Source organism: Micromonospora sp. NPDC005203 (assembly GCF_042872705.1).
GTDB lineage: Bacteria > Actinomycetota > Actinomycetes > Mycobacteriales > Micromonosporaceae > Micromonospora.
This window is the reverse complement of the sequence record NZ_JBIAKV010000011.1, coordinates 182588-204781: the sequence shown is the minus strand read 5'-3', so window position 1 is coordinate 204781 and position 22194 is coordinate 182588. Positions and strand designations below refer to the sequence as shown.

Here is a 22194-nt window from a genome sequence, read left to right as displayed (position 1 = left end):
GGACGTGGCAGGCTCGCACTCGTCAGGCCACCAGCAGACGGAGTGGTACGCACCTTGGGAGGGACAGCGTGCACGTCGTGATCATGGGATGTGGCCGGGTCGGGTCGACCCTCGCCCACAGCCTGGAATCCCGAGGGCACTCGGTGGCGGTGATCGACCAGGACGCCGACGCGTTCCGCCGACTCGGCCCCGACTTCGCCGGAATCACGGTGACCGGGGCCGGTTTCGACGGTGAGGTGCTGCGCCAGGCCGGCATCGAGCGGGCGGACGCCTTCGCGGCGGTGTCGAGCGGCGACAACTCCAACATCATCTCGGCTCGGCTGGCCCGCGAGACGTTCGGCGTGTCCCGGGTCGCCGCCCGCATCTACGACCAGCGCCGGGCGCAGGTCTACGAGCGGCTGGGCATTCCCACCGTGGCGACCGTGCGGTGGACGGCCGACCGGATGCTGCGGCATCTGGTGCCGGAGGGCAACGTGGAGATCTTCCGCGACCCCACGAGCACCGTGTCGATCGTCGAGGTGCCGGTACACAAGGACTGGATCGGTCGGTCGGTACGCACCCTGGAGGACGCCTCGGGCGCGCGGGTGGCCTATCTGATCCGCTTCGGCATCGGCACGCTGGCCACCGGCTCTACCGTCGTGCAGGAGGGTGACCAGGTGTTCATGCTGGTCAGCGATGACATCGTGGCGACGGTCACGTCGGTGGCGGCGGCGCCGCCGGAAGGGGGGCACTGAGCCATGCGGGTCGCCATCGCGGGCGCGGGCAACGTCGGCCGTTCGATCGCCCAGGAGTTGATCGACAACGGCCACCAGGTGATGCTCATCGAACGTCAACCCAAGATGTTGCGCCCGGACCGGGTGCCGGCCGCCGAGTGGGTGCTTGCCGACGCGTGCGAGCTGAGCAGCCTGGAGGAGGCCAACGTCGCCGGGTGCGACGTGGTGGTCGCGGCGACCGGTGACGACAAGACCAACCTGGTGCTGTCGCTGCTGGCCAAGACCGAGTTCGCGGTGCCTCGCGTGGTCGCCCGGGTCAACCGGGCCGAGAACGAGTGGCTGTTCACCGAGCAGTGGGGCGTGGACGTCGCGGTGAGTAAGCCTCGGGTGATGGCCGCGCTGGTCGAGGAAGCCGTCACCGTCGGCGACCTGGTCCGGCTGATGACCTTCCGGCAGGGCGAGGCGAACCTGGTCGAGATCACCCTGCCACCGACCGCGCCCTACGTCGGTCAGCCGATCCACGCCGTGCCGCTGCCCCGCGACTCCGCGCTGGTGGCGATCCTGCGCGGCAAGCGGGTCCTGGTGCCCAGCCCGGACGACCCGATCGAGGCCGGCGACGAGCTGGTCTTCGTCTGCACCGCCGAGGTGGAGGACCAGGTCCGGGCGGTGATCCTCGGGCCGGACAGCGTCGAACGGACTCGCGGCTCGCGCTGAGCGGGCGAGCGGACGAGCGGGCGGCCCGAATAGCCGGGCGCCCGCTCAGGCGCCGGGTAGCGGGGTCGGCTGCGGCTCCCGGGTGACCCGGCGCACCGTCCAGACCGTGATCAGCAACAACAGCGCGTACGGCGGGTAGCCCAGCGCCAGCCGGGCCACGCCCAGCGCGGTGTCCTGGTGGGCCAGGTAGAGCCCGGCCTGCACGCCCACCTTGGCCAGCCACACCACGCCCCAGAGCACGGTCAGCTGGGTGAAGGTCCGCACCAGTTTCGGATCGTCGCGCCATTCCGAGCGGCCCTTGGCGACCAGCACCGACCAGATCCAGCCCACCAGCGGCTGCCGGATGACCGCCGAGACCAGCAGGGCGATGCCGTACCCGATGCCGTAGAGGATGCCGGGGAGGTAGAAGTCACGCTCGTCGCCGGTACGCCAGGCGATGGCGGCGCCGATACCGACGCCGAACAGGCCGTTGACGGCGTGCCGGATCGGCCGGCGCTGGGCCAGCCGCAACCCGGCGATCAGCAGCGCGATCGCGACCGAGGCGATAACCGCCGGTCGCAGCTCACCGATGACGTTGGCGACCACGAAGACGACCACCGGGATGCTGGACTCCACCAACCCCCGCCAGCCGCCGAGCTGGTCGGCCATCTGCTCGGCGATCGTCGGCAGTGGCTCCTCTTCCGGCTGGCCGGTCTCCGGCTGTGCCGCCCGGTGCTGTCCCGTCGTCATCGCCGGCCTTCCGTCCGCAGCGCCGTCACTTCGGCGAGTCCAGCTCGTAATAGGGGTTGTAGATGACCTTGCGGTCGTCGCGCACCGCCACCCGGCCCCGGGCGGTCAGGTGCCGGCCCGGCTCGATCCCGGCGATGTGCCGTCGACCCAACCAGACCAGGGTGACCACGTCGGTGCCGTCGTACAGGTCGGCTTCCAGGGTGGGCAGGTTGGTGCGCGGCGTGTAGACCACCGTGCGCAGCCGACCAGCGACCGAGACCAACTGGCCCCGCGAGCACTGCTGGGCGGGGATCCCGCCGCACTGGGCGCTCTCCCGACGCAGCTCCTGCGCGTCGATCTCGGCCTCGCTGGCGGTGAACCGTTGCAGGATGCGCCGCAGCGACACCCGGCCCTCGTCGGTCGTCATGACCTCCGCGTCACCCTCTCCACGCTCGCCGTCCCCGGCCGGCCCCGGCGACGCCGGAACCGTGCCGCCAGCGTACGCCGACGGGGCTGGTTCCGGCGGGCCGGTGGACGCGGGTCAGACCTGGCGTGGCTCGGCGGCGGCGTCGCCCGCCTCGGCGTCGGTCTGGTCGGAGATCTCTCGGGGCAGCCGCAGCGGCAGTGGCTCGCGGACCGGCTTGGCCTCCTGGCCGCGGTCGACCACCAGGCCGTCCAGGCACTCGAGGAGCGGCCCGGCCGCGGCCGGGTCGATGGCCACCGGCCCCTGGAACACGCCGCGGACCATCCAGCGCGGACCGTCGACGCCGACGAACCGCAGATTCGTCGGGCCGTCCGGGGTGGGCACCTGGGCGTGCAGCTCCGGGCCGTACTCGCCGTCGACCTCCTGCGCGCTCGCCCCGTCGCGCAGCAGCGACTGGCGGATCTCCTCGCGCACCTCGTCCCAGATCCCCTCGGACCGGGGGGCGGCGAAGACACCCAGCTGGAGCGCGTTGTCGCCATGCACCAGCACGACCTGCTGGATCACGCCCTGCGGGTCGGCCTGCACCCGCACCTCGACCTCGGCGATCGCCGGGATGTGCAGGCTGCCCAGGTCGAGCCGCTGCACGTCGGCGTAGCTCTCGGAGATGTCGTACGGGCCGCGCTCCAGCGTCGGCGCCGCATCACCCTGGTCCGGGATCTCGACGGCCTGATCGTCACGGGTGTGCCGTTCGGCATCGGCCCGCTTTCGGGAGAAGATCACTGCGCTCGCCCTCCGCTGTTCACACTCACCCTGCCACCTCTTCCGTCTGCCCGCGGCCCGGCTCGTCTGGCCGCGGCTCGACCCGGTCCTGGCCCGCCGGAGACGGCACCAGCCCGGCGTGACCACCGGTGGACCCGTGCCCGCCGGTCCCACGCCGGGACGCGGGCAGCTCGACCACCGGCTCGAACCTCGCCCGCGCGACCTGTTGGACCACGAGCTGCGCGATCCGGTCGCCACGGGAGATCTTCGCCGGCAGATCCCGATCATGGTTGATCAGGTTGACCAGGATCTCACCCCGGTAGCCGGCGTCGACCGTACCGGGCGCGTTGAGCACCGTCACGCCGAGCCTGGCCGCCAGACCGGACCGGGGATGGACCAGACCCACGTACCCCTCCGGCAGCGCGATGGCGACGCCGGTGGGCACCAGGGCACGGCCGCCGGGCGGCAACTCCACGTCCGCGGCCGCCACCAGGTCGGCCCCGGCGTCGCCGGGATGGGCGTACGTGGGCAACGGCAGCTCGGAGTCGAGCAGCTGCACGGGCACTCCTACGACGTCGGTCACGGGTCCCCCCTTCTCCTCCGGTTCGCGGGCTGACCCTGCCATCCTGCCGGTTCGCCGAGCCGCCGTGCGCCGTACCCTCGCAGGAGTGAGCATGTCGCCCTCTCCGTCCGCCGACCAGCCGCCGGTCGACGCCCGCACGGCCTACGACGAACGGCTGGATCTGCCCTGGTGGCTGTGGCTGGCCGGGCTGGTGGCCGCCGCGTTGTTGGCCGTCGAGATCTGGATGGGCGCCGACGGCGTCCGGGCCTGGCTGCCGTTCGCCGTGCTGCTGCCACTCGCCGCCGCCGGGTTGTGGTGGCTGGGCCGGATCCGGGTGCGGGTCGCTGACTCGGAGCTGCGGGTGGACGACGCGCGCCTGCCGGTGCGTTTCGTCGCCGACGTGGTCCCGCTGGACGCCGCCGGTCGCCGTGAGGTGCTGGGTGTCGGCGCGGACCCGCTCGCCTTCGTCGTACAGCGACCGTGGATCGGCGGGGCCGTGCAGGTGGTGCTCGACGACCCCGCCGACCCGACCCCGTTCTGGGTGGTGAGCACGCGGCACCCGGTCGAGCTGGCCGAGGCGGTGCTGGCCGCGCGGGACGCGCTCGCGGTGACCGGTCCGACCTCGGAGGAGCCCGGCTGATCCGGTGCCACGGGCCGCTCAGGTGCCGGTCGGCGGTCCCGGCAGGGCCTGCGGTGGCGCGGGCCGGGCGATGCCCCGCCGGCGCAGGTCCACCTGAAGCTGCTCGGCCATCTGCTGGGTGGCCCGCCGGTTGAGGAAGCTGGCCACCGCGGCGCCGGTCAGGAACGGCCCGAGTGTGGTGAGGTTGCGACCGAAGCGCCGCAGCAGCATGTCCCGCAGCTCCTTGCGGGCGGCGGTGCCGAGCACCGCGCCCACTCCCACGCCGGGAACCATCGGGTTGACCCCGCGCTGGGTGGCCCAGGAGTGCACCAGGGCGACGGCCCGTTGGCTGCCAGCGTCCGGGAGCGCGACACCGTGGACCTCGTGCAGCTCACCGACCAGCTTCAGCTCCACCGCCACCACGGCGACGGTCTCGGCGGCGAGCAGCACCGGCGCGGAGAGCAGGGTCGGAGCGATCGTCCACTCGACGGCGGCGACTCCCCCACCGGCCGCGCCGATCGCGGCGGTGGTCCGCGACGCGTTGCGGATGAGCCGGTCGGCCAGGGCGGCGTCGTCCAGGCCGGGAAAGTGCTGGCGCAGGGTGTCCAGGTTTCGCACCGGTATGTGCGGGGCGACGTCCGCGACCGCGTCGACCATCCAACGCATCGCGGCACGTGGCTTGAACAGGTCGGAGACGCCCCGGGCACGGGCCTGCCCGACCATCCGGGTCAGCAGTTGACGGCGACGGGCCGGCTCGATGTCGTCCGCGGTCAACGCCGCGACGGTCGCGCCGAGGTCGTCCGAGCCGCCGTCGGTGGCGCCGAGGTTGCCGGTGCCGCCGTCGGTGGCGCCGAGGTTGCCGGTGCCGCCGTCGGTGGCGCTGGGGTGGTCAGTGCCGCCATCGGTGCTGCCGCCTCGATCGCTCATCGGACCTCCCGGTGCTGTGGCTACCCGCTACGAGTCAAGCAGGTACCCACCTCGGCCGCATGCCTACACCGGCAGCGGCGGCCCCGTTCCGGAGGCCGCCGCTGGTGTCGTGGTTGTCAGACGCACTCGCGGCAGATCAGCTCGCCGTTACGCTCGACCGCCAGCTGGCTACGGTGGTGGACCAGGAAGCAGCGGGCGCACCGGAACTCGTCCTGCTGCATCGGAAGCACCTTGACCGTGAGCTCCTCGTCGGCCAGATCGGCACCGGGCAGCTCGAAGCTCTCGGCCACCTCGGCCTCGTCGACGTCCACCGCGCCCGACTGTGAGTCGACGCGCCGTGCTTTGAGCTCTTCCAGGCTGTCCTCGCCGAGGTCGACCTCGTCGCGACGCGGGGCGTCGTAGTCGGTGGCCATCGGTTTCACTCTCCCATATCGATGTTGTCGCTTCCGGTTGTAACGCCGGACGACGCTGTTTCGGTTCCGCTGGCCGGCCACCACTTGTGTCGGGCACCCGACCCGAGGACCGAACGGGTCGAGCTCGCTGGGGCGACTCCCCTGCGAGCGCGGAACCTTACCCCCCCTTGGGCGAGGCATGTATACCGCCCTTGCGGCTGAGATGTACGCCCCTGCGCGCCAAGTTGTTCCCAATGTGATTCAGGCGACACGAAGATAGGGGTATTAGTACCCGGTCTGCGGTCGGCGCGCCGGCATGTCGGGCTGTTTCCACGCGACGGCCGGACAACCGTTAACCTCAGCGGCGTATTCGACGGCCGGCGGCCCGAGCGATCGCTCCTGGCCGTCACCACCCACCTGGAGTCCGGGGAGTGCTCTGATGAGTTTTGCGCGCGTGCGGGCACTCGTCGTCGTCGGCCTGCTGGCGATCATCGCCCTGGTCTTCGTCGTCGTGGCCGTGGTCCGCGACAGCCAGGGCAACGCGGGCACCGCGGCGGGTTGCCCGGATGGCTGGCCGCTGGCGGATCTGACCCTGCGCGAGCGCAAGGACGTCAAGATCAACGTGTTCAACGCCACCGACCGGCCCGGCCTCGCCCACACCGTCAGCGACGAGTTCCGCAACCGCCAGTTCCAGGTCACCAAGACCGGGGACGAGAAGAAGCAGGTCGACAACGTCGCGGTGCTGCGGTACGGCCCGAACGGCGTCGGTTCCGCGCACCTGCTCGAGGCGTACTTCCTCAACGAGGCCAAGCGGGACTACGACGAGAAGCGCACCGACGACACCGTGGACGTGGTGCTGGGCAACAACTTCCAGCAGCTCGCCACCACGACCGAGGTCAACCAGTCCCTCGGCGACTCGGGGCCACCGAAGGCGCCCGCGGGCTCCTGCCCGTCCCCGGCCGCCAAGTGACGGCGTAGCCACGCCGCGCGCCGTCGGATCGGCAGGTCACGGTCCGCCGGCAGCGTCCAGCGCGGCGAGCCGGTCGTGCAGCGGCGGGAAGAGCGCCGGCGGGGCAGCGACCACCAGGTCCGGCCCCGGCGGCCGACCGGCCAGGCCGGCGACCCGCACACCCGCCTCGGCGGCCACCAGCCCACCCGCGGCCAGGTCCCAGGCCGCGAGGCCCTTCTCGAAGTACGCGTCGAGCCGGCCCTCCGCGACCAGGCAGAGGTCCAGCGCGGCGGCGCCCAGCCGGCGGATGTCCCGGACGTGCGCGATCAACCCGGCCACCACCTGGGCCTGGTGCGCACGACGACGGGCGTCGTAGCCGAACCCGGTACCGACCAGCGCCTGACCCAGGTCCACCTCGGCGGAGCAGCGCAGCTGGACGCCGTCCCGCCAGGCGCCACCCCCGGCCGTGGCCGTCCACTCCTCGCCGGTGCTCACGTTGCGCACCACGCCGGCGACCACCACCCCGTCCACCTCGGCGGCCAGCGACACCGCGCTGTACGGCAGCCCGTAGAGGTAGTTCACGGTGCCGTCGATCGGGTCGATGATCCACCGCACCCCGCCCGGCGCGACCGGCCCGGTGTCCCCGCTGCCGTACTCCTCGCCGAGCACCGCGTCGTCCGGCCGCGCCCGCTTCAGCGCGTCGAGCACCTGCCGTTCGACCGCCCGGTCGGCGGCGGTGACCACGTCGGTGACCGTACTCTTGGTCGCGGCCACGGAAACTCCCTCGGCGCGCATCCGGTACGCGGTGGCCGCCGCGTCCCGCGCCACATCCAGCGCGATCGCCAAAAGATCCCGAGGTGACGGTGCCGAACCGTGCATCCCAACGTCCCCTTCCCGCACGACCGGGGTGTTCCGGGCCACGCGCGGGTATCATCCTTACAAAGTCCAGATCAGCGTCGAATCAGCGGTCCCACCGTCGTTACGCAGTGCGGCGCAGGATGATCGCCGCAGACGGCGTTACAATTCATCCCTGCCCACGCGCCACGGACCGCCGACCACCGGCCGGCCCGGGACGCGAGGGTCCCTCAACCACATCGCCCGGCCCGGTTGCCCCATGCTGTGCCGGACGACCCGGCCGTGCCCGCTCTTCGCCTCCGGAAGGTCATTCGTGACAGAACCCCGCCAGACCGGCGCCGACGTTCGCTCGCTCACCGACACCCTGATCGCCCACGCGCAGAGCGCCGGTGGTCAGCTGACGTCGGCCCAGCTCGCGCGCACCGTCGAGTCCGCCGAGGTGACTCCGGCCCAGGCCAAGAAGATCCTGCGGGCGCTCTCCGAGGCGGGAGTGACCGTAGTGGTGGACGGCTCGGCGAGCACCCGCCGCCGGGTCGCCGCGGCCCGGTCGACCACGCCGGCGTCCCGGGCCACCACCGCCAAGACCACCAAGAAGGCCGCCGCGCCGGCCCCGAAGCAGGCGCCAGCCGGCGACGACGCGCCGGCGACGCCGGCCCCACGCAAGGCGACCGCGAGCAAGGCCACCGGCGCCTCCGCCGCGGCGGCTCCGGCGAAGGCGACCAAGTCGACCCGAGCCACCAAGGCGACGGTGGCCGCGGCCGCCGGTGCCAAACCGACAAAGGCCGCCGGCAAGGCCAAGGGCGAGGGCGCCGACGGCGAGATCGACCCGGAGGAACTGGCCGCCGCGATCGAGGACGTGGTGGTCGAGGAGCCGGCCGAGCTGGCCCAGGCCGCCGAGACCGACGCCGCCGCCTCGGCGACCGACAACGACTTCGAGTGGGACGACGAGGAGTCCGAGGCGCTCAAGCAGGCCCGGCGGGACGCCGAGCTGACCGCCTCGGCCGACTCGGTTCGCGCGTACCTGAAGCAGATCGGCAAGGTTCCGCTGCTCAACGCCGAGCAGGAGGTGGAGCTGGCCAAGCGGATCGAGGCCGGGCTCTACGCCGCCGAGCGGCTGCGCGCCGCCGACGAGGGCGAAGAGAAGCTCGTCCGGGACATGGTCCGTGACCTGGGCTGGATCTCCCGTGACGGCGAGCGCGCCAAGAACCACCTCCTGGAGGCGAACCTTCGACTGGTGGTGTCGCTGGCCAAGAGGTACACGGGTCGCGGCATGGCCTTCCTCGACCTGATCCAGGAGGGCAACCTCGGCCTGATCCGCGCGGTGGAGAAGTTCGACTACACCAAGGGCTACAAGTTCTCCACGTACGCCACCTGGTGGATCCGGCAGGCGATCACCCGCGCGATGGCCGACCAGGCCCGCACCATCCGCATCCCGGTGCACATGGTCGAGGTCATCAACAAGCTCGGCCGCATACAGCGCGAGCTGCTCCAGGATCTGGGTCGCGAGCCCACTCCGGAGGAGCTGGCCAAGGAGATGGACATCACACCCGAGAAGGTGCTGGAGATCCAGCAGTACGCTCGGGAGCCCATCTCTCTGGACCAGACCATCGGTGACGAGGGCGACAGTCAGCTCGGTGACTTCATCGAGGATTCCGAGGCCGTGGTCGCGGTCGACGCGGTCTCGTTCTCGCTCCTGCAGGACCAGCTCCAGCAGGTGCTGCAGACGCTCTCCGAGCGTGAGGCGGGTGTGGTACGCCTGCGCTTCGGCCTGACCGACGGCCAGCCCCGGACGCTTGACGAGATCGGCCAGGTCTACGGGGTGACCCGGGAGCGGATCCGGCAGATCGAGTCCAAGACGATGTCCAAGCTGCGTCACCCGTCCCGGTCGCAGGTCCTCCGGGATTACCTGGACTGAGCCGGTTTCGTCAACCGAACGTGTCGTTTTGACCACCTGGTGTGCAACACGAGATGGTGATCGTCCGGATGCACGAATGTGATCGTTGACGTGGCACCCTGGGTGCACGGCACACTGTCCCTGCCAGGTGTGACCTCGGTCCCCCGCGGGCACACAGGGAAGGCAGTGCCTAGCAAGGGTGTTGCACCATAGGTGAGCAACGACCGAAGAGATTGTTCATCGGTGACGACCAGAGGAGGAAGGCGATGACCCCGACCCTCACGCCGCCGCCCGTGACGGCGGCTCCCCCAGCCGCCGATGAACGGTGCGACCGCTGCAATGCTGCCGGGAAGCTCCGGATCACCCTCACGGGTGGGAGCGAGTTGGTGTTCTGCGGGCACCATGCGAACAAGTACGCGGAGGATCTCGTGAAGATCACCGAGCGGTTCGCGACGGAGCCCGATTTCAGCTGGCGTGGCGCCGATCTGATGGCGAACTAAATCCGCTAACCGACATAGCCGACCGGAGGTACCCCGAGGGGGACCTCCGGTCGGCTTTTTCTGTCCGAACCGCCACGCCCGGGAGCGAGGTCCCCGGGGCGCCACGCCCGGAAGCGAGGTCCCCGGGGCGCCGGCCGACCAAGGTCACGCTCGAACCAGGATGTAGGGGCCTTACCGACGCACCGACACCACTAGATCCGGGATCTAGCGCGATCTCGAGATTGGGACACCCGCGCAGGGCATGTGCGGCCGTTCCGGGCAGGCAGGCCTCGGCACCACCCCAGGCCCCGTGATCCACTCGATCGACACCACCCCGGACCCCCGTGATCCACTCGGTTTCACGGAAGTTGCGCTCTCCACGCCGCTCGAACACGGCGTTTTCAAGGAAGCCGAGTGGATCAGGCCGCCACACCGCCACACCCGCCCACACCGCCACACCGCCGCCCGTTGGTGCGGCCGGCGGGTGGATCTGTACGTGGGGGCCGTTCCTCGGCGGGTCTAGAGGGTTTGGACAGTGGCGATGCGTTCCTCTAGCTGCTCGATGGTGGCCTGCGCGCTCGGCGGCCCGCCGCAGAGCCGGCGCAACTCGGCATGGATCTTGCCGTGCGGCTGGCCGGTGCGGTGGTGTCGGGCGGCCACCAGAGCGTTCAGTTGGCGCCGGAGCGCCACGCGACGCTGGGCGGCACTCAGAGGTGCCGGTGGCGCCACGGTGGGCGCAGCGGCCGGCTGAGAGGCCGCGTCGACGGTACGGCGGCGTTGGGCGGCAAGTTGGGCGGCCTGCCGCTTGGTCAGCAGCAGGGACACCTGGTCGGCGGTGAGCAGGCCGGGCAGGCCGAGGTATTCCTCTTCCTCGGGGGTGCCGGCCTGTGCGGCGGTGCCGAACGACGCCCCGTCGAAGATGACCTGGTCCAGCTCGGCGGTGGCCGACAGCGCGGCGAACCGCTTCTCCAGCTCGCCGCTGGCCTGGTCGTCGCGCTGCGCGCGTTCCAGCAGGTCGTCGTCGAAACCGTCGGATTCCTTGGGTTTGCCGAGCACGTGGTCCCGCTCGGTCTCCATCTCGCTGGCCAGGCCGAGCAGGTGCGGCACGCTGGGCAGGAACACCGACGCGGTCTCCCCGGGTCGGCGGGCCCGAACGAACCGGCCGATCGCCTGGGCGAAGTAGAGCGGCGTGCTGGCGCTGGTGGCGTAGACCCCGACCGCGAGTCGGGGGATGTCCACCCCCTCGGACACCATCCGCACCGCGACCAGCCAGCGCTGGTCGGACGCCGCGAACGTCGCGATCCGGGCTGATGCGCCCTGGTCGTCGGAGAGCACCACGGTGGCCTTCTCGCCGGTCACCTGCTCGATCAGCTTGGCGTACGAGCGGGCGGTCTGCTGGTCGGTGGCGATGATCAGCCCACCGGCGTCGGCCATCCCCGCGTTACGGAGCACGGTGAGTCGGGCGTCGGCGGCCCGCAGCACCTGCGGCATCCAGTCCCCGGCCGGGTCCAGGGCGGTACGCCAGGCCTGCGCCACCAGATCCTGCGTCATGGGCTCACCGAGGCGTGCGGCCAACTCCTCCCCCGCGTTGGTCCGCCACCGGGTCTCCCCGGAGTACGCCAGGAAGAGCACCGGCCGGACCACGCCGTCGCGCAGCGCGTCGGAGTAGCCGTACACGGAGTCGGCGCGGGAGCGCATGAGCCCGTCCCCGCCCCGCTCGTAGCTGACAAACGGGATCGGGTTGTCGTCGGAGCGGAACGGCGTCCCGGTCAGCATCAGCCGGCGTACGGCGGGTTCGAAGGCGTTCTTCACGCCGTCGCCCCAGGACCGGGAGTCCCCGGCGTGGTGGATCTCGTCGAGGATGACCAGGGTGCGCCGGGTCATGGTGCGCCGACGGTGCACCTGCGGGGCCATTCCGACCTGGGCGTAGGTGACCACCGCGCCGTGGAAGTCGGCTGCGGAGTGCAGGTCGGCGTTGCGGAAGGCGGCGTCGAGTTGGATGCCCACCCGCGCCGCGGCGTCGGACCACTGGTTCTTCAGGTGCTCGGTCGGGGCGACCACGGTGACCGCCTCGATGGTGCCGTCGGCGAGCAGTTCGGCCGCGATCCGTAGGGCGAAGGTGGTCTTGCCGGCACCTGGCGTGGCGACCGCGGTGAAGTCGTCGGTACGCCGACGCAGGTATTCCACCAGGGCCCTACGCTGCCAGGAGCGTAGTGCCGGGAACGTCTCGAGCACCGGCGTCCGGGCTGCCACGCGAAGCTCCTCTCCGACCGCACGAACGCGGACCCCGGGCGAGGGCCACGAGTCCCGCCGCCCATGAAAACGCCTCCGCGCAGTAGCTGCCGCGAAGGCCGACTCAGCATAACCAGCACGGGCCCCACAGCCCAGGCGACGCCACGCTGGTCACAATCCCGCACCCGAACCGAACAACTGCCGGACCGTCTCACCACTCCCGGTCGGTACGCGGATCCGCCCCACCGGTGCGCGGCGGGCGCAGCGTCGCCACCGGGGCGGACCAGCGTCGACGCAGTGCGATCAGGCGCAGCCCGAAGGCCAGGACGGCGGCCGCGGTGAGCGACGCGGGCGCGGTCTGCCCGGTGACGTACAGCAGCACCACCGTGACCGACCCGGCCAGCGCCGCCAACGCGTAGATCTCCCGGCGCAGCACGACCGGGATCTCGGCGGTGAGCAGGTCGCGGGCGAGCCCGCCGCCGATCGCGGTGAGCATGCCGATGAGGCAGGCGCCGACGGCCGGCACCCGGGCGTCGAGCGCCTTGAGCGTGCCGGTGACGGTGAACAGCGCGAGGCCCGCCGCGTCCAGCACCAGCACGGTGGTGCGCAGTCGGGCCAGTTGTGGGTGCAACCAGAAGGTGGCCAGCGCGGTGATCGCGGCGGTGGCCACGTACCGCCAGTCGGCGAAGGCCAGCGGCGGCGCCTCGTCGATGACCAGGTCCCGGAAGATCCCACCGCCGAGGGCGGCCACGAACCCGACGAACGCGACGCCGAACAGGTCCAGCCGTTTGGCCACCGCCGCCGACGCCCCGGACGCGGCGAACACCGCGACGCCGGTCAGGTCCGCGAGGAGCAGGGCGGTGGAGGTGGTCACCGCCGCAGGCTACGTCGCCGGCCGGAGCGCCGGCCGAGGTTCACTCGCGGTACGAGTCGTAGATCTCCTTGCACTTCGGGCAGACCGGCGAACCCGGCTTGGCGGCCTTGGTGACCGGGAAGGTCTCGCCGCAGAGCGCGACGACGAAGGTGCCCATGACGGCGCTCTCGGCGATCTTCTCCTTGCGGACGTAGTGGAACATCTCGGGACCGGTGTCGGCGTCCTTCAGCTCGGGACGCTCGAGAACCTCTGTGCTCACGTCTGCACCTCCAACCGACAAGTTTGGCAGGTCATCACGGCCGGGTCCACCTGAGGCCGGCGGGAGCCCGACCCCGTACGGTGCCCGGGTGACTGACTTTCACCTCAGCTACGGCACCGAGGTCGCCGACGCCCTGCGCGACGGCCGGCCCGTCGTCGCACTGGAGAGCACCATCGTCTCGCACGGGCTGCCCCGCCCGGAGAACCTGCGGGTGGCCAGGGAAATCGAGCGGGCGGTCCGGGACGCCGGGGCCGTTCCCGCGACGATCGGCATGATCGGCGGCAGGCTGGTGGTCGGCCTGGACGACGCACAGCTGACCCGACTGGCGACGGTCGATGGAGTGACGAAACTCTCCGTCCGCGACCTCGCGGTGGCGGCGGCGAGCGGCGTGGACGGCGCCACCACGGTTGCCGCGACAAGCGCCGTGGCCGCCGCGGCCGGCATCGGGGTGTTCGCCACCGGCGGGTTGGGTGGGGTACACCGGGAGGCCACGCACACCTTCGACGAGTCGGCCGACCTGGTCACCCTGGCCCAGACCCCGATCGTGGTGGTCTGCGCCGGCGTCAAGTCGATCCTCGACGTGGGCGCGACGCTGGAGCGCCTGGAGACCCTCGGGGTCGCCGTGCTCGGTTACCGCACCCGCCGGTTCCCCGGCTTCTACCGCACCGACGCCGGCTTCGACCTGGACTGGTCGGTGGACTCGCCCGAGCAGGTCGCCGACGTACTCGCCGCCAGGGACGCGCACGCCCTGCACACCGGCGGGCTGCTCGTCGCCAACCCGTTGCCGGTCGACGAACAGCTCGACCCGGAGCTGCACGATCGGACGCTCGCCGACGGTCTGGCCCTGCTGGAGCGGGACGGGATCACCGGAAAGGCCGTCACCCCGTACCTGCTGGCGCACTTCCACTCGGCCACCGAGGGCGCGAGCCTCACCGTCAACGTCCGGATCATCCTGCGCAACGCCGATCTGGCCGCGCGGATCGCGGTCGCCGCAGCGGCCCGCGACACCGCCGTCGCGGTATGACCCGAACGGCCCGGCTGGTCGTCGTCGGGGACGTGATCACCGATGTGGTCGCGGTGCTGTCCGGGCCGCTCGCGGCTGGCTCGGACACCGGAGCCGAGATCAGTGTCGGCGGCGGGGGCCAGGCGGCCAACACCGCCGCCTGGGTCGCCGCTCAGCGGGTGGACGTCACGCTCGTCGCCGCCGTCGGGAACGACGACGCCGGGCGGGACCGGGTCGCCGAGTTGGAGCGGGCAGGTGTGGACTGCGCGATCGAGCGGGTCGAGGACGTGCCGACCGGCACGGTGATCGTGTTGGCGACCGACGACGAGCGCACCATGGTCAACCAGCGGGGTGCGAACCTGCGGCTGAGCGCCGCGCACGTCGAGCGGGCCCTCGCGGCGGTGCCCGACGCGGGGCATCTGCACCTGTCCGCGTACACCCTCCTGGACGCCGGGTCACGCGACGCCGGGCTGCGGGCGTTGGCCGCCGCCCGCGAGCGCGGGCTCACCACGAGCGTCGACGCGGCCTCCGCGGCGCCGCTGCGGCGGGTGGGCGCGGCGGCGTTCCTGAGTTGGGTACGCGACGTCGACCTGCTGCTGGTCAACGCGGACGAGGCCACGGTGCTGGCCGGCGGCCTGGACCCGGCGGCGCAGGGGCGGGCATTGTCGGCGACGGCCTGGCGGGTAGTGGTGAAGCGCGGCGCGGCCGGCGCGGTCTGGGTCGACCGCAGCGCGGCGGTCTGGGTGGCGCCCGCCCGGCGGGTGGCGGTACGGGACGTCACGGGGGCGGGCGACGCCTTCGCGGCCGGCCTGCTCACCGCCTGGCTCGCCGGCGCCGCCCCGACCGCGGCGCTGACCCGCGCCACCGACCTGGGCGCGCTGGCCGTCTCGACGGTCGGCGCACGGCCACAGCCGTAGCGGTCGCGGCACACGCCACAGCCGTAGCGGTCGCGGCGCCCGGCCACAGCCGTGAGTGTCGAACCCCGGCCCGTTCGCGGGTCAGGGTTCGACGTCGATGACCTTGTGGTGGCGTTCCTCCGCGGTGAGGCTCATCGGCGGGGTGTCGTCCTGGTGGCGGCTGTGGAACCGGTTGGCCAGCCGGTGTTCCTCCTTGGGCGGCCGGTCGTTGGCCAGCAGCACGGCCAGCCACGGGATGAGCACCATGCCGAGGACACACAACGGCAGCCACAGCCAGAGCAGTGGGGCGTTCGCACCGACCAGGATCGCGCCGACGATGATGCACAGCACCCGGATGCCCATCATCAGGACATAGCGGCGCTGGCGACTGGTGAGCTGATCGTCTTGGCTGCGCGAGGCGTCGGTGATCAGAATCGGCTGGTAGGCCTGACGCTTCACCTGGGACCTCCTCGAGGGGATTACGCCTCATCCTGTCACCGCGAGGCCGTGATCAGCGAAATTCGACTCATCCCCATGCGTGTTACGCCCGTGGTACGCTCCACGGCGTGGGCAGCAGGTTCAGCTTCACCGACGAGGCGTTGGCCAACCTGAGGGTCTACGACGTCACGCCCGGGGAAGTCTGGGAGGCGCTGCACAGCGCCCGACGGGTCATTCGTCACCTGGGCGACGACGTCATGGTGGTCTACGCCGCCGCCCGTCGGGGCCGCCGACTGGCGGTGCTGCTCGCCGAGGCCGATGGCACCGACAACGACTGGGACATCCTCTCCGCCCGCGAGTTGAGCGACGTCGAGTCCAAGCGCTACGACGAGGCCGTGCGGAGATCTCGGGAGATGAGGAGGCCGTGACGATGCACCGAAACGACGCGACCAAGCAGTTCCACAGCGGCGACGACCGGATCGCCGAGCTGATCGACGAGCACCCGGGGGTCGACCTCCCCGCCCCCGACACCGACGTGCCGATGGTGAGCCGGTCGGTCCGGCTGCCGCTGGAGACCTACGAGCGGGTGCGGGCCGCCGCCGACGCCCGCGGCATCGGGGTCACCACGCTGATGCGCCAGTGGATCGAGGCCGGCCTCGCCGACCTGGACGACTCCGCGACCGTCTCGCTGGCCGACGTCCGGCGCGCGCTGGCGTCCCTGGCGCATCCCACCGCCGCCTGAGCGTCAGCCCCGCGCAGCCTTGGCCGCCGCCTTCATCTGCTGCTTGAACTCCCGCACCCGGCTCAGCGAGTCGACGTCGGTGACGTCGGCGACCGACCGGTACGCGCCGGGGTCGCCGTAGTCTCCGGCCACCTTCCGCCAGTCCTGCGGGGTCACCCCGAAGCGCTTGCCGAGCAGGGCCACGAAGATCTGCGCCTTCTGCCTGCCGAAGCCGGGCAGCGCGGAGACCCGCCGCAACAACTCCGGCCCGTCGGCGACCTCGGCCCACAGCAGGGCCGCGTCGCCGTCGTAGCGCTCCACCAGCACCCGGCAGACCTCCTGCACCCGGGCCGCCATCGCCTTCGGGAACCGGTGCAGCGCCGGCGGCTGGGCGAAGACCGCGACCAGGGCCTCCGGGTCGTACCCGGCCAGCTCCGCCGCGTCCAGGTCGTGGCCGAGCCGCTGGGTGAGCACGTACGGCGAGGAGAACGCCTTCTCCATCGGAATCTGTTGGTCCAGGACCATGCCGAGGAGCAGAGCCAGCGGGCTGCGCTCCAGCAGACGGTTGGCCTCCGGGTCGATGGGCAGCACGAGCGTCATGCCGACCATCCTGCCCGGCCCACCCGACCGGGCGGACACCGACGCTCCGACCGGGCACGACAGACCGGCGTCCGTCTGCCACGCTCGACCGCATGCTTCGGACCGCCCTGCCCGGATCCCCGTACCACCGGCTCGGCCGCACCGACCGGCACCGCTGGTGGCAACCCATCGTCGGCACCCTCGCGCTGCTCGCCTCGGCGCTGGTGGTGGTCTGCCTGCTCTTCGGCGTCGCCGCCGTCGCGGCCGAGCTCACCGACCGCCCGTACGACGCCGACGGGCTGCCGACCTTCGGCCCGATTCCGGACACCGGACTGCTGATCGCCTCGCTGGCGCTGCTGCTCCCACTGCTGCTCGGCACCGCCTGGCTCGTGCAGCGCCGGCCCGCCGGCACGCTCTCCTCGGTGCTCGGCCGGCTGCGGTGGGAGTGGCTCGGCCGCTGCCTGCTGATCGCCACCCCGCTGATCATCGTGATGCTGGTCGGCGCGGGACTCCTGCTCGACCTGACCGGCGAGAGCGCGATACCCGCCCCGGACACGTGGGTGGGGTTGCCGAAATTCGCCGCCGGGCTGCTGATGGTCCTCCTGCTGGTGCCGTTCCAGGCCGCCGCGGAGGAGTACGCCTTTCGCGGCTGGCTGTTGCAGGCCGTCGGCGCGTACCTGCGCACACCCTGGCCCGGGATCGCTCTCCAGGCGGTGCTCTTCGCCGCCGCGCACGGTTGGGGCAGCGGCTGGGGCTTCCTGGACCTGGCCTTCATGGGCCTGTTGTTCGGCTGGCTGACGGTGCGAACCGGCGGGCTCGAGGCCGCGATCGCGCTGCACGTGGTGAACAATCTGTTCGCCTTCACCCTGGCGGCGGCGTTCGGCGGGCTCAGCGCCGACGAGACGATGGCCGACGCCCCGTGGCAGGTCATCCTCGTCGACGTGCTGGCCCTGTCGGCGTACGCCCTGGTCATCGACCGGTTGGCCGCGCGTCGAGGGCTGGCGACAGTCGTACCGCCGGCCCTGGTCGTGGCGGTGCCCGGCGAGCCCTCGGCCCCGACCGGCGCGGAGCTGGGGCTGCCGGGCGGCGGGGTCGAATCTCGCGGGTGATGCTGGCTTCCCCAGCGACGGCAGGCAGGATGTCGGGGTGGACGAACACGACATGCTGCTCTCCCCCGCCGGTGTCGACGCGCTGCGGGCCGCGCTGACCCGGACCGGGTTCACCAGCCAGGGCATCGCCGAGCGGTTGGGCGCGCAGGCAACCGCCGCGGTCGCCCGCAACGACTACCGGGCCGCGCTGCGCGCCACCGAGGACGGCGACCCGCTCGGCACCCTGATCCGGCTGTTCATCTGCGCCCAGACCGAGTCGGAGGCCGCGGTGGCCGCCGCGCTGGCACCGCTGGGCCTACCGGAAGCGCTGGCCGGCGGGCTGGTCGAGCGGCACGGCGACGGCCTGCGTGCCGGCATCGACCTGGAGCCGTACGGCGAGGACTGGTGGGTGCTCGCCGACGTGCCGGCCAGCGCCCGCCCGGGTCGCCCGTTGCACGCCGAGCACGTCCTCGGCGTCGGCGGGGCCACCCACACCCTGATCGGCGCGACCATGCGCCGGCCGGTCGACACCGCACTGGACCTGGGCACCGGCTCCGGCGTCCAGGCCCTGCACCTGGGCACCCACGCCAGGTCGGTGACCGCCACCGACCTCTCCGAGCGGGCGCTGCGCTTCGCCGCGACCACCGCCGCCCTCAACGGACAGGACTGGGAGCTGCTCCGCGGCGACCTGGTCGCCCCGGTGGCCGGTCGGCGGTTCGACCTGGTGGTGAGCAACCCGCCGTTCGTGGTCGGTCCGGGCACCACCACGCACGTCTACCGCGACTCCGGCCGGGCCGGTGACGCGATCGGCGCCGAACTGGCCGCCGCCGCCCCGGAGCTGCTCACCGAGGGCGGCACCATGCAGTACCTGGCGAACTGGGTGCACGTGACCGGCGAGGAGTGGGACGAGCGGGTCGCCGGCTGGTTCGCCGGGACCGGCCTGGACGCCTGGGTGATCCAGCGTGAGGTGGCCGACCCGATGGCGTACGTCGACCTGTGGCTCACCGACGTCGGCGAAACCGCCGACCCGCAGCGGATGGCCGCGTGGCTGGACTGGTTCGACGCGCACAAGGTGGAGGGAATCGGCTTCGGCATCGTGTCACTGCGCCGAGGTGGACACACCGACCCCGTGGTCCGCGTGGAGGATCTGCGCCAGCGGGCGCAGCCACCGCTGGGCGACCAGATCGCCGCCTGGTTCGACCGACAGGACTTTCTCCGGGTACGCGACACCGAGGCGTTGCTCGCCGAGCGCTACCGGGCCGCCGAGGGCCTCCAACTGCGGCAGGAGGCCACCATGGGTGACGAGGGCTGGGCGGTGGACCGGCAGGTCCTCGCGATGCCGCACGGCCTGCGCTGGACCGAGGAGATCGACCCGCTGGTGCTGGCGCTGGTCGGTGGCGCCGACGGGCGCCTGCCGCTGCGTGACCAGCTCGCCCTGCTCGCCGCCGCGCACGACGTCGAACCCGACGAGATGGCCGAGGCCGCCGGCCCGATCGTGGCGCACCTGGTGGAGCGCGGCTTCATTGAGCCGGTGACCGCCTGATGCGTGCGGTGGTGCAGACCGTCGGGCGGGCCAGCGTGACCGTGGACGGCGAGGTGGTCGGCGCGATCGAGAACGGACTGCTGGTGCTGCTCGGGGTGACCCACACCGACACCGCGCAGACCGCTCAGACGATGGCCCGCAAGGTGCACGAGTTGCGCATCCTGGACGACGAACGGTCCGCCGCCGACACCGGCGCGCCGATCCTGGTGGTCAGTCAGTTCACCCTCTACGGCGACGCCCGCAAGGGCCGCCGTCCCAGCTGGACGGCAGCCGCCCCCGCCGAGGTCGCCGAACCACTGGTCACCGCGGTGGTCGACGCCCTACGCCAGCGAGGCGCCAGGGTAGAGACGGGCCGCTTCCGCACCCACATGCTGGTGGAGAGCACCAACACAGGCCCCCGAACCCTCCTCCTGGACCTCTAACTCGAAATTAGGAGAAGAGGCCTCGGCGGGACAGGGACTGGCGGAGCCAGTTGTCGAGTTCGGTGGTCCAGTCGGTGCGGTCGGCAGTGGCGTGGTCGACGGTGAACCGACCGAAGGCGTCTCGTCCCTCGGTGAAGACACCACCGCGCTTGTCGACCTCCAGCACGACCTGCATCTGCTGGGCGTCGGCGACGAAGGTGACCTCCAACTGGTTGATCGAGCGGGCGTACTGCGGCGCCGGGCCGAACTCGATCTCCTGGTAGAACGGCATCGTCTGCCGTACGCCGTAGATGTGGCCACGCTCCACATCGGCACGTGCGAACCGGAAACCCAGCCGCAGCAACGCGTCCAGTAGTCGCTCCTGAGCGGGCAGCGGGTGCACCGACACCACGTCCAGGTCGCCCTTGTCGACCGCGCGGGCAACCTCCAACTCGGTACGCAGCCCCATCGTCATTGCGTGCAGGTGTTGCCCGTACAGCTCGGTGACCGGTGTCTCCCACGGCACGCCGAACCGGAACGGGATGTCGTGGCGCTGCCCCGGCTCCAACCGGAACGCGCCGGTGACCTGCTGACGGTGGAACTCCTGGGTGGTGTCGTAGTCGTTGTCGCCGCTCTCGACCTCGACCCGGGTGACCAGGCCGAGGGTGACGTGGTCGATGTCGACCTGGTGGTCACCGCCGACCACCTGGATCCGGCCCTCCAACTGCCCGCCCGGACGGCAGTTCGGGTCGGCCAGCACCGTCTCCACCGACGGGCCGCCGACCCCCATCGCCTTCATGAGCCGCTTGAAGACCACGCCGTCCTCCAACTGTGTCCGTGCCGACCGAGGTGCCGACCGTCCGCACCGTAGCCGGGGTGGGCAACCACGGAGCGGGGCGACACTCCACACAACGATCTGACGCAATTCCTGTCGGGTGTCTGATCGCCTCACTCCCGTTTTACGCCCCGCCCGCCAAGCTGTGTCTCACACCGGCACCACTGGGCCGGAGACACGGCATAGACGTGGAAACGGGGAGAGACAGAGATGGTCCTGCAGATGACGGAACACCGGACGCGCCCGGCCACCACGACCGACACCGACGGGACCTCCGAGGTCCTCACCGACCTGGACGCCACCGACGAGCGTGGCATCTCGACCGACCTGGTCCGGGCGTATCTCAACGGGATCGGCCGGACCAAGCTGCTGACCGCCGCGCAGGAGGTCGACCTGGCCCGGCGGATCGAGGCCGGCCTGTTCGCGGACGAGAAGCTGGCCACCTGCACTCCGGTCTCCGAGGAGCTGCGGGCCGACCTGCAACTCGTCGTCGCGCAGGGCCGGGCGGCCAAGGACCATCTGTTGGAGGCGAACCTGCGGCTGGTGGTCAGCATCGCCAAGCGCTACACCGGCCGCGGGATGGCGTTTCTCGACCTGATCCAGGAGGGCAACCTCGGCCTGATCCGGGCGGTGGAAAAGTTCGACTACGCCAAGGGCTACAAGTTCTCCACGTACGCCACCTGGTGGATTCGGCAGGCGATCACCCGGGCGATGGCCGACCAGGCCCGCACCATCCGCATCCCGGTGCACATGGTCGAGCAGGTCAACCGGATGGTCCGCGCCCGCCGCGAGCTGGCGGTGACGCTGGGCCGCGAGCCGACGGTCGCCGAGGTGGCCCGCGCCCTGGAGGTGCCCGAGATCCAGGTCATCGAGCTGATCTCCTACGACCGGGAGCCGGTCAGCCTGGACCAGGCCGTCGGCGACGACGGGGAGAGCGCGCTCGGCGACTTCGTGGCCTCGGTGGACCCGCGCACCGAGCCGGGCGACGCCGCCGCCCACGGCGAGCTGCGCAACGAGGTCAGCATCGTGCTGGCCACCCTGTCCCAGCGGGAGCAGGCGGTCATCCGGTTGCGGTTCGGCCTGGACGACGGCCGGCAGCGCACGCTCGACGAGGTCGGCCGGGAGTTCGGCCTGTCCCGGGAGCGGATCCGGCAGATCGAGAAGGTGACGCTGCTGAAACTGCGCGCCCCGGAGCGGGCGCAGCGCCTGGAGGCGTACGCCTGCTGACGCACCCGGTTCCCACGGAAGGCCCCGGCGGTTCGCCGGGGCCTTCCGTGCTGTGGTGGTGCTTGACGAAGGCGCCCTTGCACGATACAAACCAACTGGTTAT

General features: G+C 71.8%; 27 protein-coding genes. 14 read left to right on the top strand and 13 right to left on the bottom strand.

Annotated features, from left to right (window positions below; all coding sequences use genetic code 11):
• Positions 1-68: 68 nt before the first annotated feature.
• Positions 69-734, top strand: a complete 666-nt coding sequence (locus tag ACFYPM_RS23680; RefSeq protein WP_357247637.1) for a TrkA family potassium uptake protein — start codon at positions 69-71, stop codon at positions 732-734.
• 3 nt (positions 735-737) lie between these two features.
• Complete coding sequence (locus ACFYPM_RS23675; protein ID WP_387200705.1) at positions 738-1427, top strand: potassium channel family protein; 690 nt, start codon at positions 738-740, stop codon at positions 1425-1427.
• A gap of 45 nt (positions 1428-1472) precedes the next feature.
• Here ACFYPM_RS23675 and ACFYPM_RS23670 read toward each other — a convergent pair whose 3' ends face one another.
• The 4 genes from ACFYPM_RS23670 to dut form a co-directional block, all read right to left on the bottom strand.
• A complete protein-coding gene (locus tag ACFYPM_RS23670) occupies positions 1473-2156 on the bottom strand; it encodes a DUF3159 domain-containing protein (protein WP_387200702.1) in 684 nt (227 codons plus the stop codon).
• Positions 2157-2181: 25 nt separating this feature from the next.
• A complete protein-coding gene (locus ACFYPM_RS23665) occupies positions 2182-2562 on the bottom strand; it encodes an OB-fold nucleic acid binding domain-containing protein (RefSeq protein ID WP_357070298.1) in 381 nt (126 codons plus the stop codon).
• Between the two features lie 114 nt (positions 2563-2676).
• Positions 2677-3339, bottom strand: a complete 663-nt coding sequence (locus tag ACFYPM_RS23660) for a DUF3710 domain-containing protein (protein ID WP_387200699.1) — start codon at positions 3337-3339, stop codon at positions 2677-2679.
• Positions 3340-3364: 25 nt separating this feature from the next.
• Positions 3365-3901 carry a dUTP diphosphatase gene (dut, locus tag ACFYPM_RS23655; RefSeq protein ID WP_387200696.1) on the bottom strand — a complete coding sequence of 179 codons (537 nt, stop codon included), beginning with the start codon at positions 3899-3901 and terminating at the stop codon, positions 3365-3367.
• Between the two features lie 85 nt (positions 3902-3986).
• Here dut and ACFYPM_RS23650 point away from each other — a divergent pair, with 85 nt between their 5' ends.
• A complete protein-coding gene (locus ACFYPM_RS23650) occupies positions 3987-4520 on the top strand; it encodes a DUF3093 domain-containing protein (protein WP_387200693.1) in 534 nt (177 codons plus the stop codon).
• Positions 4521-4538: 18 nt separating this feature from the next.
• Here ACFYPM_RS23650 and ACFYPM_RS23645 read toward each other — a convergent pair whose 3' ends face one another.
• Positions 4539-5426: a hypothetical protein gene (locus ACFYPM_RS23645; protein WP_387200690.1), complete on the bottom strand. Its 888-nt coding sequence runs from the start codon at positions 5424-5426 to the stop codon at positions 4539-4541.
• A 116-nt stretch (positions 5427-5542) separates the two neighbouring features.
• Positions 5543-5839, bottom strand: a complete 297-nt coding sequence (locus tag ACFYPM_RS23640) for a DUF4193 domain-containing protein (RefSeq protein WP_007075406.1) — start codon at positions 5837-5839, stop codon at positions 5543-5545.
• Between the two features lie 433 nt (positions 5840-6272).
• On the opposite strand from ACFYPM_RS23640, the gene ACFYPM_RS23635 reads away from it, so the two are divergent.
• Positions 6273-6788 carry a LytR C-terminal domain-containing protein gene (locus ACFYPM_RS23635; protein ID WP_387200769.1) on the top strand — a complete coding sequence of 172 codons (516 nt, stop codon included), beginning with the start codon at positions 6273-6275 and terminating at the stop codon, positions 6786-6788.
• Between the two features lie 36 nt (positions 6789-6824).
• On the opposite strand, the gene ACFYPM_RS23630 is transcribed toward ACFYPM_RS23635, so the two are convergent.
• A complete protein-coding gene (locus ACFYPM_RS23630) occupies positions 6825-7646 on the bottom strand; it encodes an inositol monophosphatase family protein (RefSeq protein WP_387200687.1) in 822 nt (273 codons plus the stop codon).
• 289 nt (positions 7647-7935) lie between these two features.
• Between ACFYPM_RS23630 and ACFYPM_RS23625 the strand changes: the two genes are divergently transcribed.
• Positions 7936-9537: an RNA polymerase sigma factor gene (locus ACFYPM_RS23625; RefSeq protein ID WP_357247613.1), complete on the top strand. Its 1602-nt coding sequence runs from the start codon at positions 7936-7938 to the stop codon at positions 9535-9537.
• Positions 9538-9782: 245 nt separating this feature from the next.
• Positions 9783-10016, top strand: a complete 234-nt coding sequence (locus ACFYPM_RS23620; protein WP_030489368.1) for a hypothetical protein — start codon at positions 9783-9785, stop codon at positions 10014-10016.
• Between the two features lie 498 nt (positions 10017-10514).
• Here the strand turns inward: ACFYPM_RS23620 and ACFYPM_RS23615 are convergent, their stop codons facing one another.
• From ACFYPM_RS23615 to ACFYPM_RS23605, 3 genes are all read right to left on the bottom strand, one after another.
• Entirely contained in the window at positions 10515-12248 is a 1734-nt protein-coding gene (locus ACFYPM_RS23615; protein WP_387200684.1) for a DEAD/DEAH box helicase, read from the bottom strand.
• Positions 12249-12438: 190 nt separating this feature from the next.
• A complete protein-coding gene (locus tag ACFYPM_RS23610) occupies positions 12439-13101 on the bottom strand; it encodes a trimeric intracellular cation channel family protein (protein ID WP_387200681.1) in 663 nt (220 codons plus the stop codon).
• A 40-nt stretch (positions 13102-13141) separates the two neighbouring features.
• A complete protein-coding gene (locus ACFYPM_RS23605; RefSeq protein ID WP_007456912.1) occupies positions 13142-13360 on the bottom strand; it encodes a DUF3039 domain-containing protein in 219 nt (72 codons plus the stop codon).
• A gap of 88 nt (positions 13361-13448) precedes the next feature.
• Here ACFYPM_RS23605 and ACFYPM_RS23600 point away from each other — a divergent pair, with 88 nt between their 5' ends.
• Positions 13449-14384 (top strand): pseudouridine-5'-phosphate glycosidase, encoded by a 936-nt coding sequence (locus tag ACFYPM_RS23600; RefSeq protein ID WP_387200678.1) that lies wholly within the window; start codon positions 13449-13451, stop codon positions 14382-14384.
• Positions 14381-15280 carry a carbohydrate kinase family protein gene (locus tag ACFYPM_RS23595; RefSeq protein WP_387200675.1) on the top strand — a complete coding sequence of 300 codons (900 nt, stop codon included), beginning with the start codon at positions 14381-14383 and terminating at the stop codon, positions 15278-15280. Before ACFYPM_RS23600 ends, ACFYPM_RS23595 begins: the two co-directional genes overlap by 4 nt.
• Positions 15281-15361: 81 nt before the next feature.
• Here ACFYPM_RS23595 and ACFYPM_RS23590 read toward each other — a convergent pair whose 3' ends face one another.
• A complete protein-coding gene (locus ACFYPM_RS23590; protein ID WP_387200672.1) occupies positions 15362-15718 on the bottom strand; it encodes a DUF3099 domain-containing protein in 357 nt (118 codons plus the stop codon).
• Between the two features lie 107 nt (positions 15719-15825).
• Here ACFYPM_RS23590 and ACFYPM_RS23585 point away from each other — a divergent pair, with 107 nt between their 5' ends.
• Positions 15826-16125, top strand: coding sequence for a hypothetical protein (locus tag ACFYPM_RS23585; RefSeq protein WP_355032867.1), 300 nt, complete (start codon positions 15826-15828; stop codon positions 16123-16125).
• Between the two features lie 2 nt (positions 16126-16127).
• Positions 16128-16439 carry a hypothetical protein gene (locus ACFYPM_RS23580; RefSeq protein ID WP_387200668.1) on the top strand — a complete coding sequence of 104 codons (312 nt, stop codon included), beginning with the start codon at positions 16128-16130 and terminating at the stop codon, positions 16437-16439.
• Between the two features lie 3 nt (positions 16440-16442).
• Here ACFYPM_RS23580 and ACFYPM_RS23575 read toward each other — a convergent pair whose 3' ends face one another.
• Positions 16443-17027, bottom strand: coding sequence for an HhH-GPD-type base excision DNA repair protein (locus ACFYPM_RS23575; RefSeq protein WP_387200766.1), 585 nt, complete (start codon positions 17025-17027; stop codon positions 16443-16445).
• 83 nt (positions 17028-17110) lie between these two features.
• On the opposite strand from ACFYPM_RS23575, the gene ACFYPM_RS23570 reads away from it, so the two are divergent.
• Genes ACFYPM_RS23570 through dtd form a run of 3 tightly spaced genes read left to right on the top strand, consistent with a single transcriptional unit; the run spans position 17111 to position 20050 of the window.
• A complete protein-coding gene (locus ACFYPM_RS23570) occupies positions 17111-18106 on the top strand; it encodes a CPBP family intramembrane glutamic endopeptidase (RefSeq protein ID WP_387200666.1) in 996 nt (331 codons plus the stop codon).
• 37 nt (positions 18107-18143) lie between these two features.
• On the top strand, positions 18144-19628 hold the full coding sequence (locus ACFYPM_RS23565) for a methyltransferase (RefSeq protein ID WP_387200663.1): 1485 nt from the start codon (positions 18144-18146) through the stop codon (positions 19626-19628).
• Positions 19628-20050 (top strand): D-aminoacyl-tRNA deacylase, encoded by a 423-nt coding sequence (gene dtd, locus ACFYPM_RS23560; RefSeq protein ID WP_387200660.1) that lies wholly within the window; start codon positions 19628-19630, stop codon positions 20048-20050. Before ACFYPM_RS23565 ends, dtd begins: the two co-directional genes overlap by 1 nt.
• A gap of 7 nt (positions 20051-20057) precedes the next feature.
• Here the strand turns inward: dtd and ACFYPM_RS23555 are convergent, their stop codons facing one another.
• A complete protein-coding gene (locus tag ACFYPM_RS23555; protein ID WP_387200657.1) occupies positions 20058-20846 on the bottom strand; it encodes a sporulation protein in 789 nt (262 codons plus the stop codon).
• 228 nt (positions 20847-21074) lie between these two features.
• Between ACFYPM_RS23555 and sigB the strand changes: the two genes are divergently transcribed.
• Positions 21075-22091: an RNA polymerase sigma factor SigB gene (gene sigB / locus ACFYPM_RS23550; protein ID WP_387200654.1), complete on the top strand. Its 1017-nt coding sequence runs from the start codon at positions 21075-21077 to the stop codon at positions 22089-22091.
• The last annotated feature ends 103 nt before the right edge of the window (positions 22092-22194 follow it).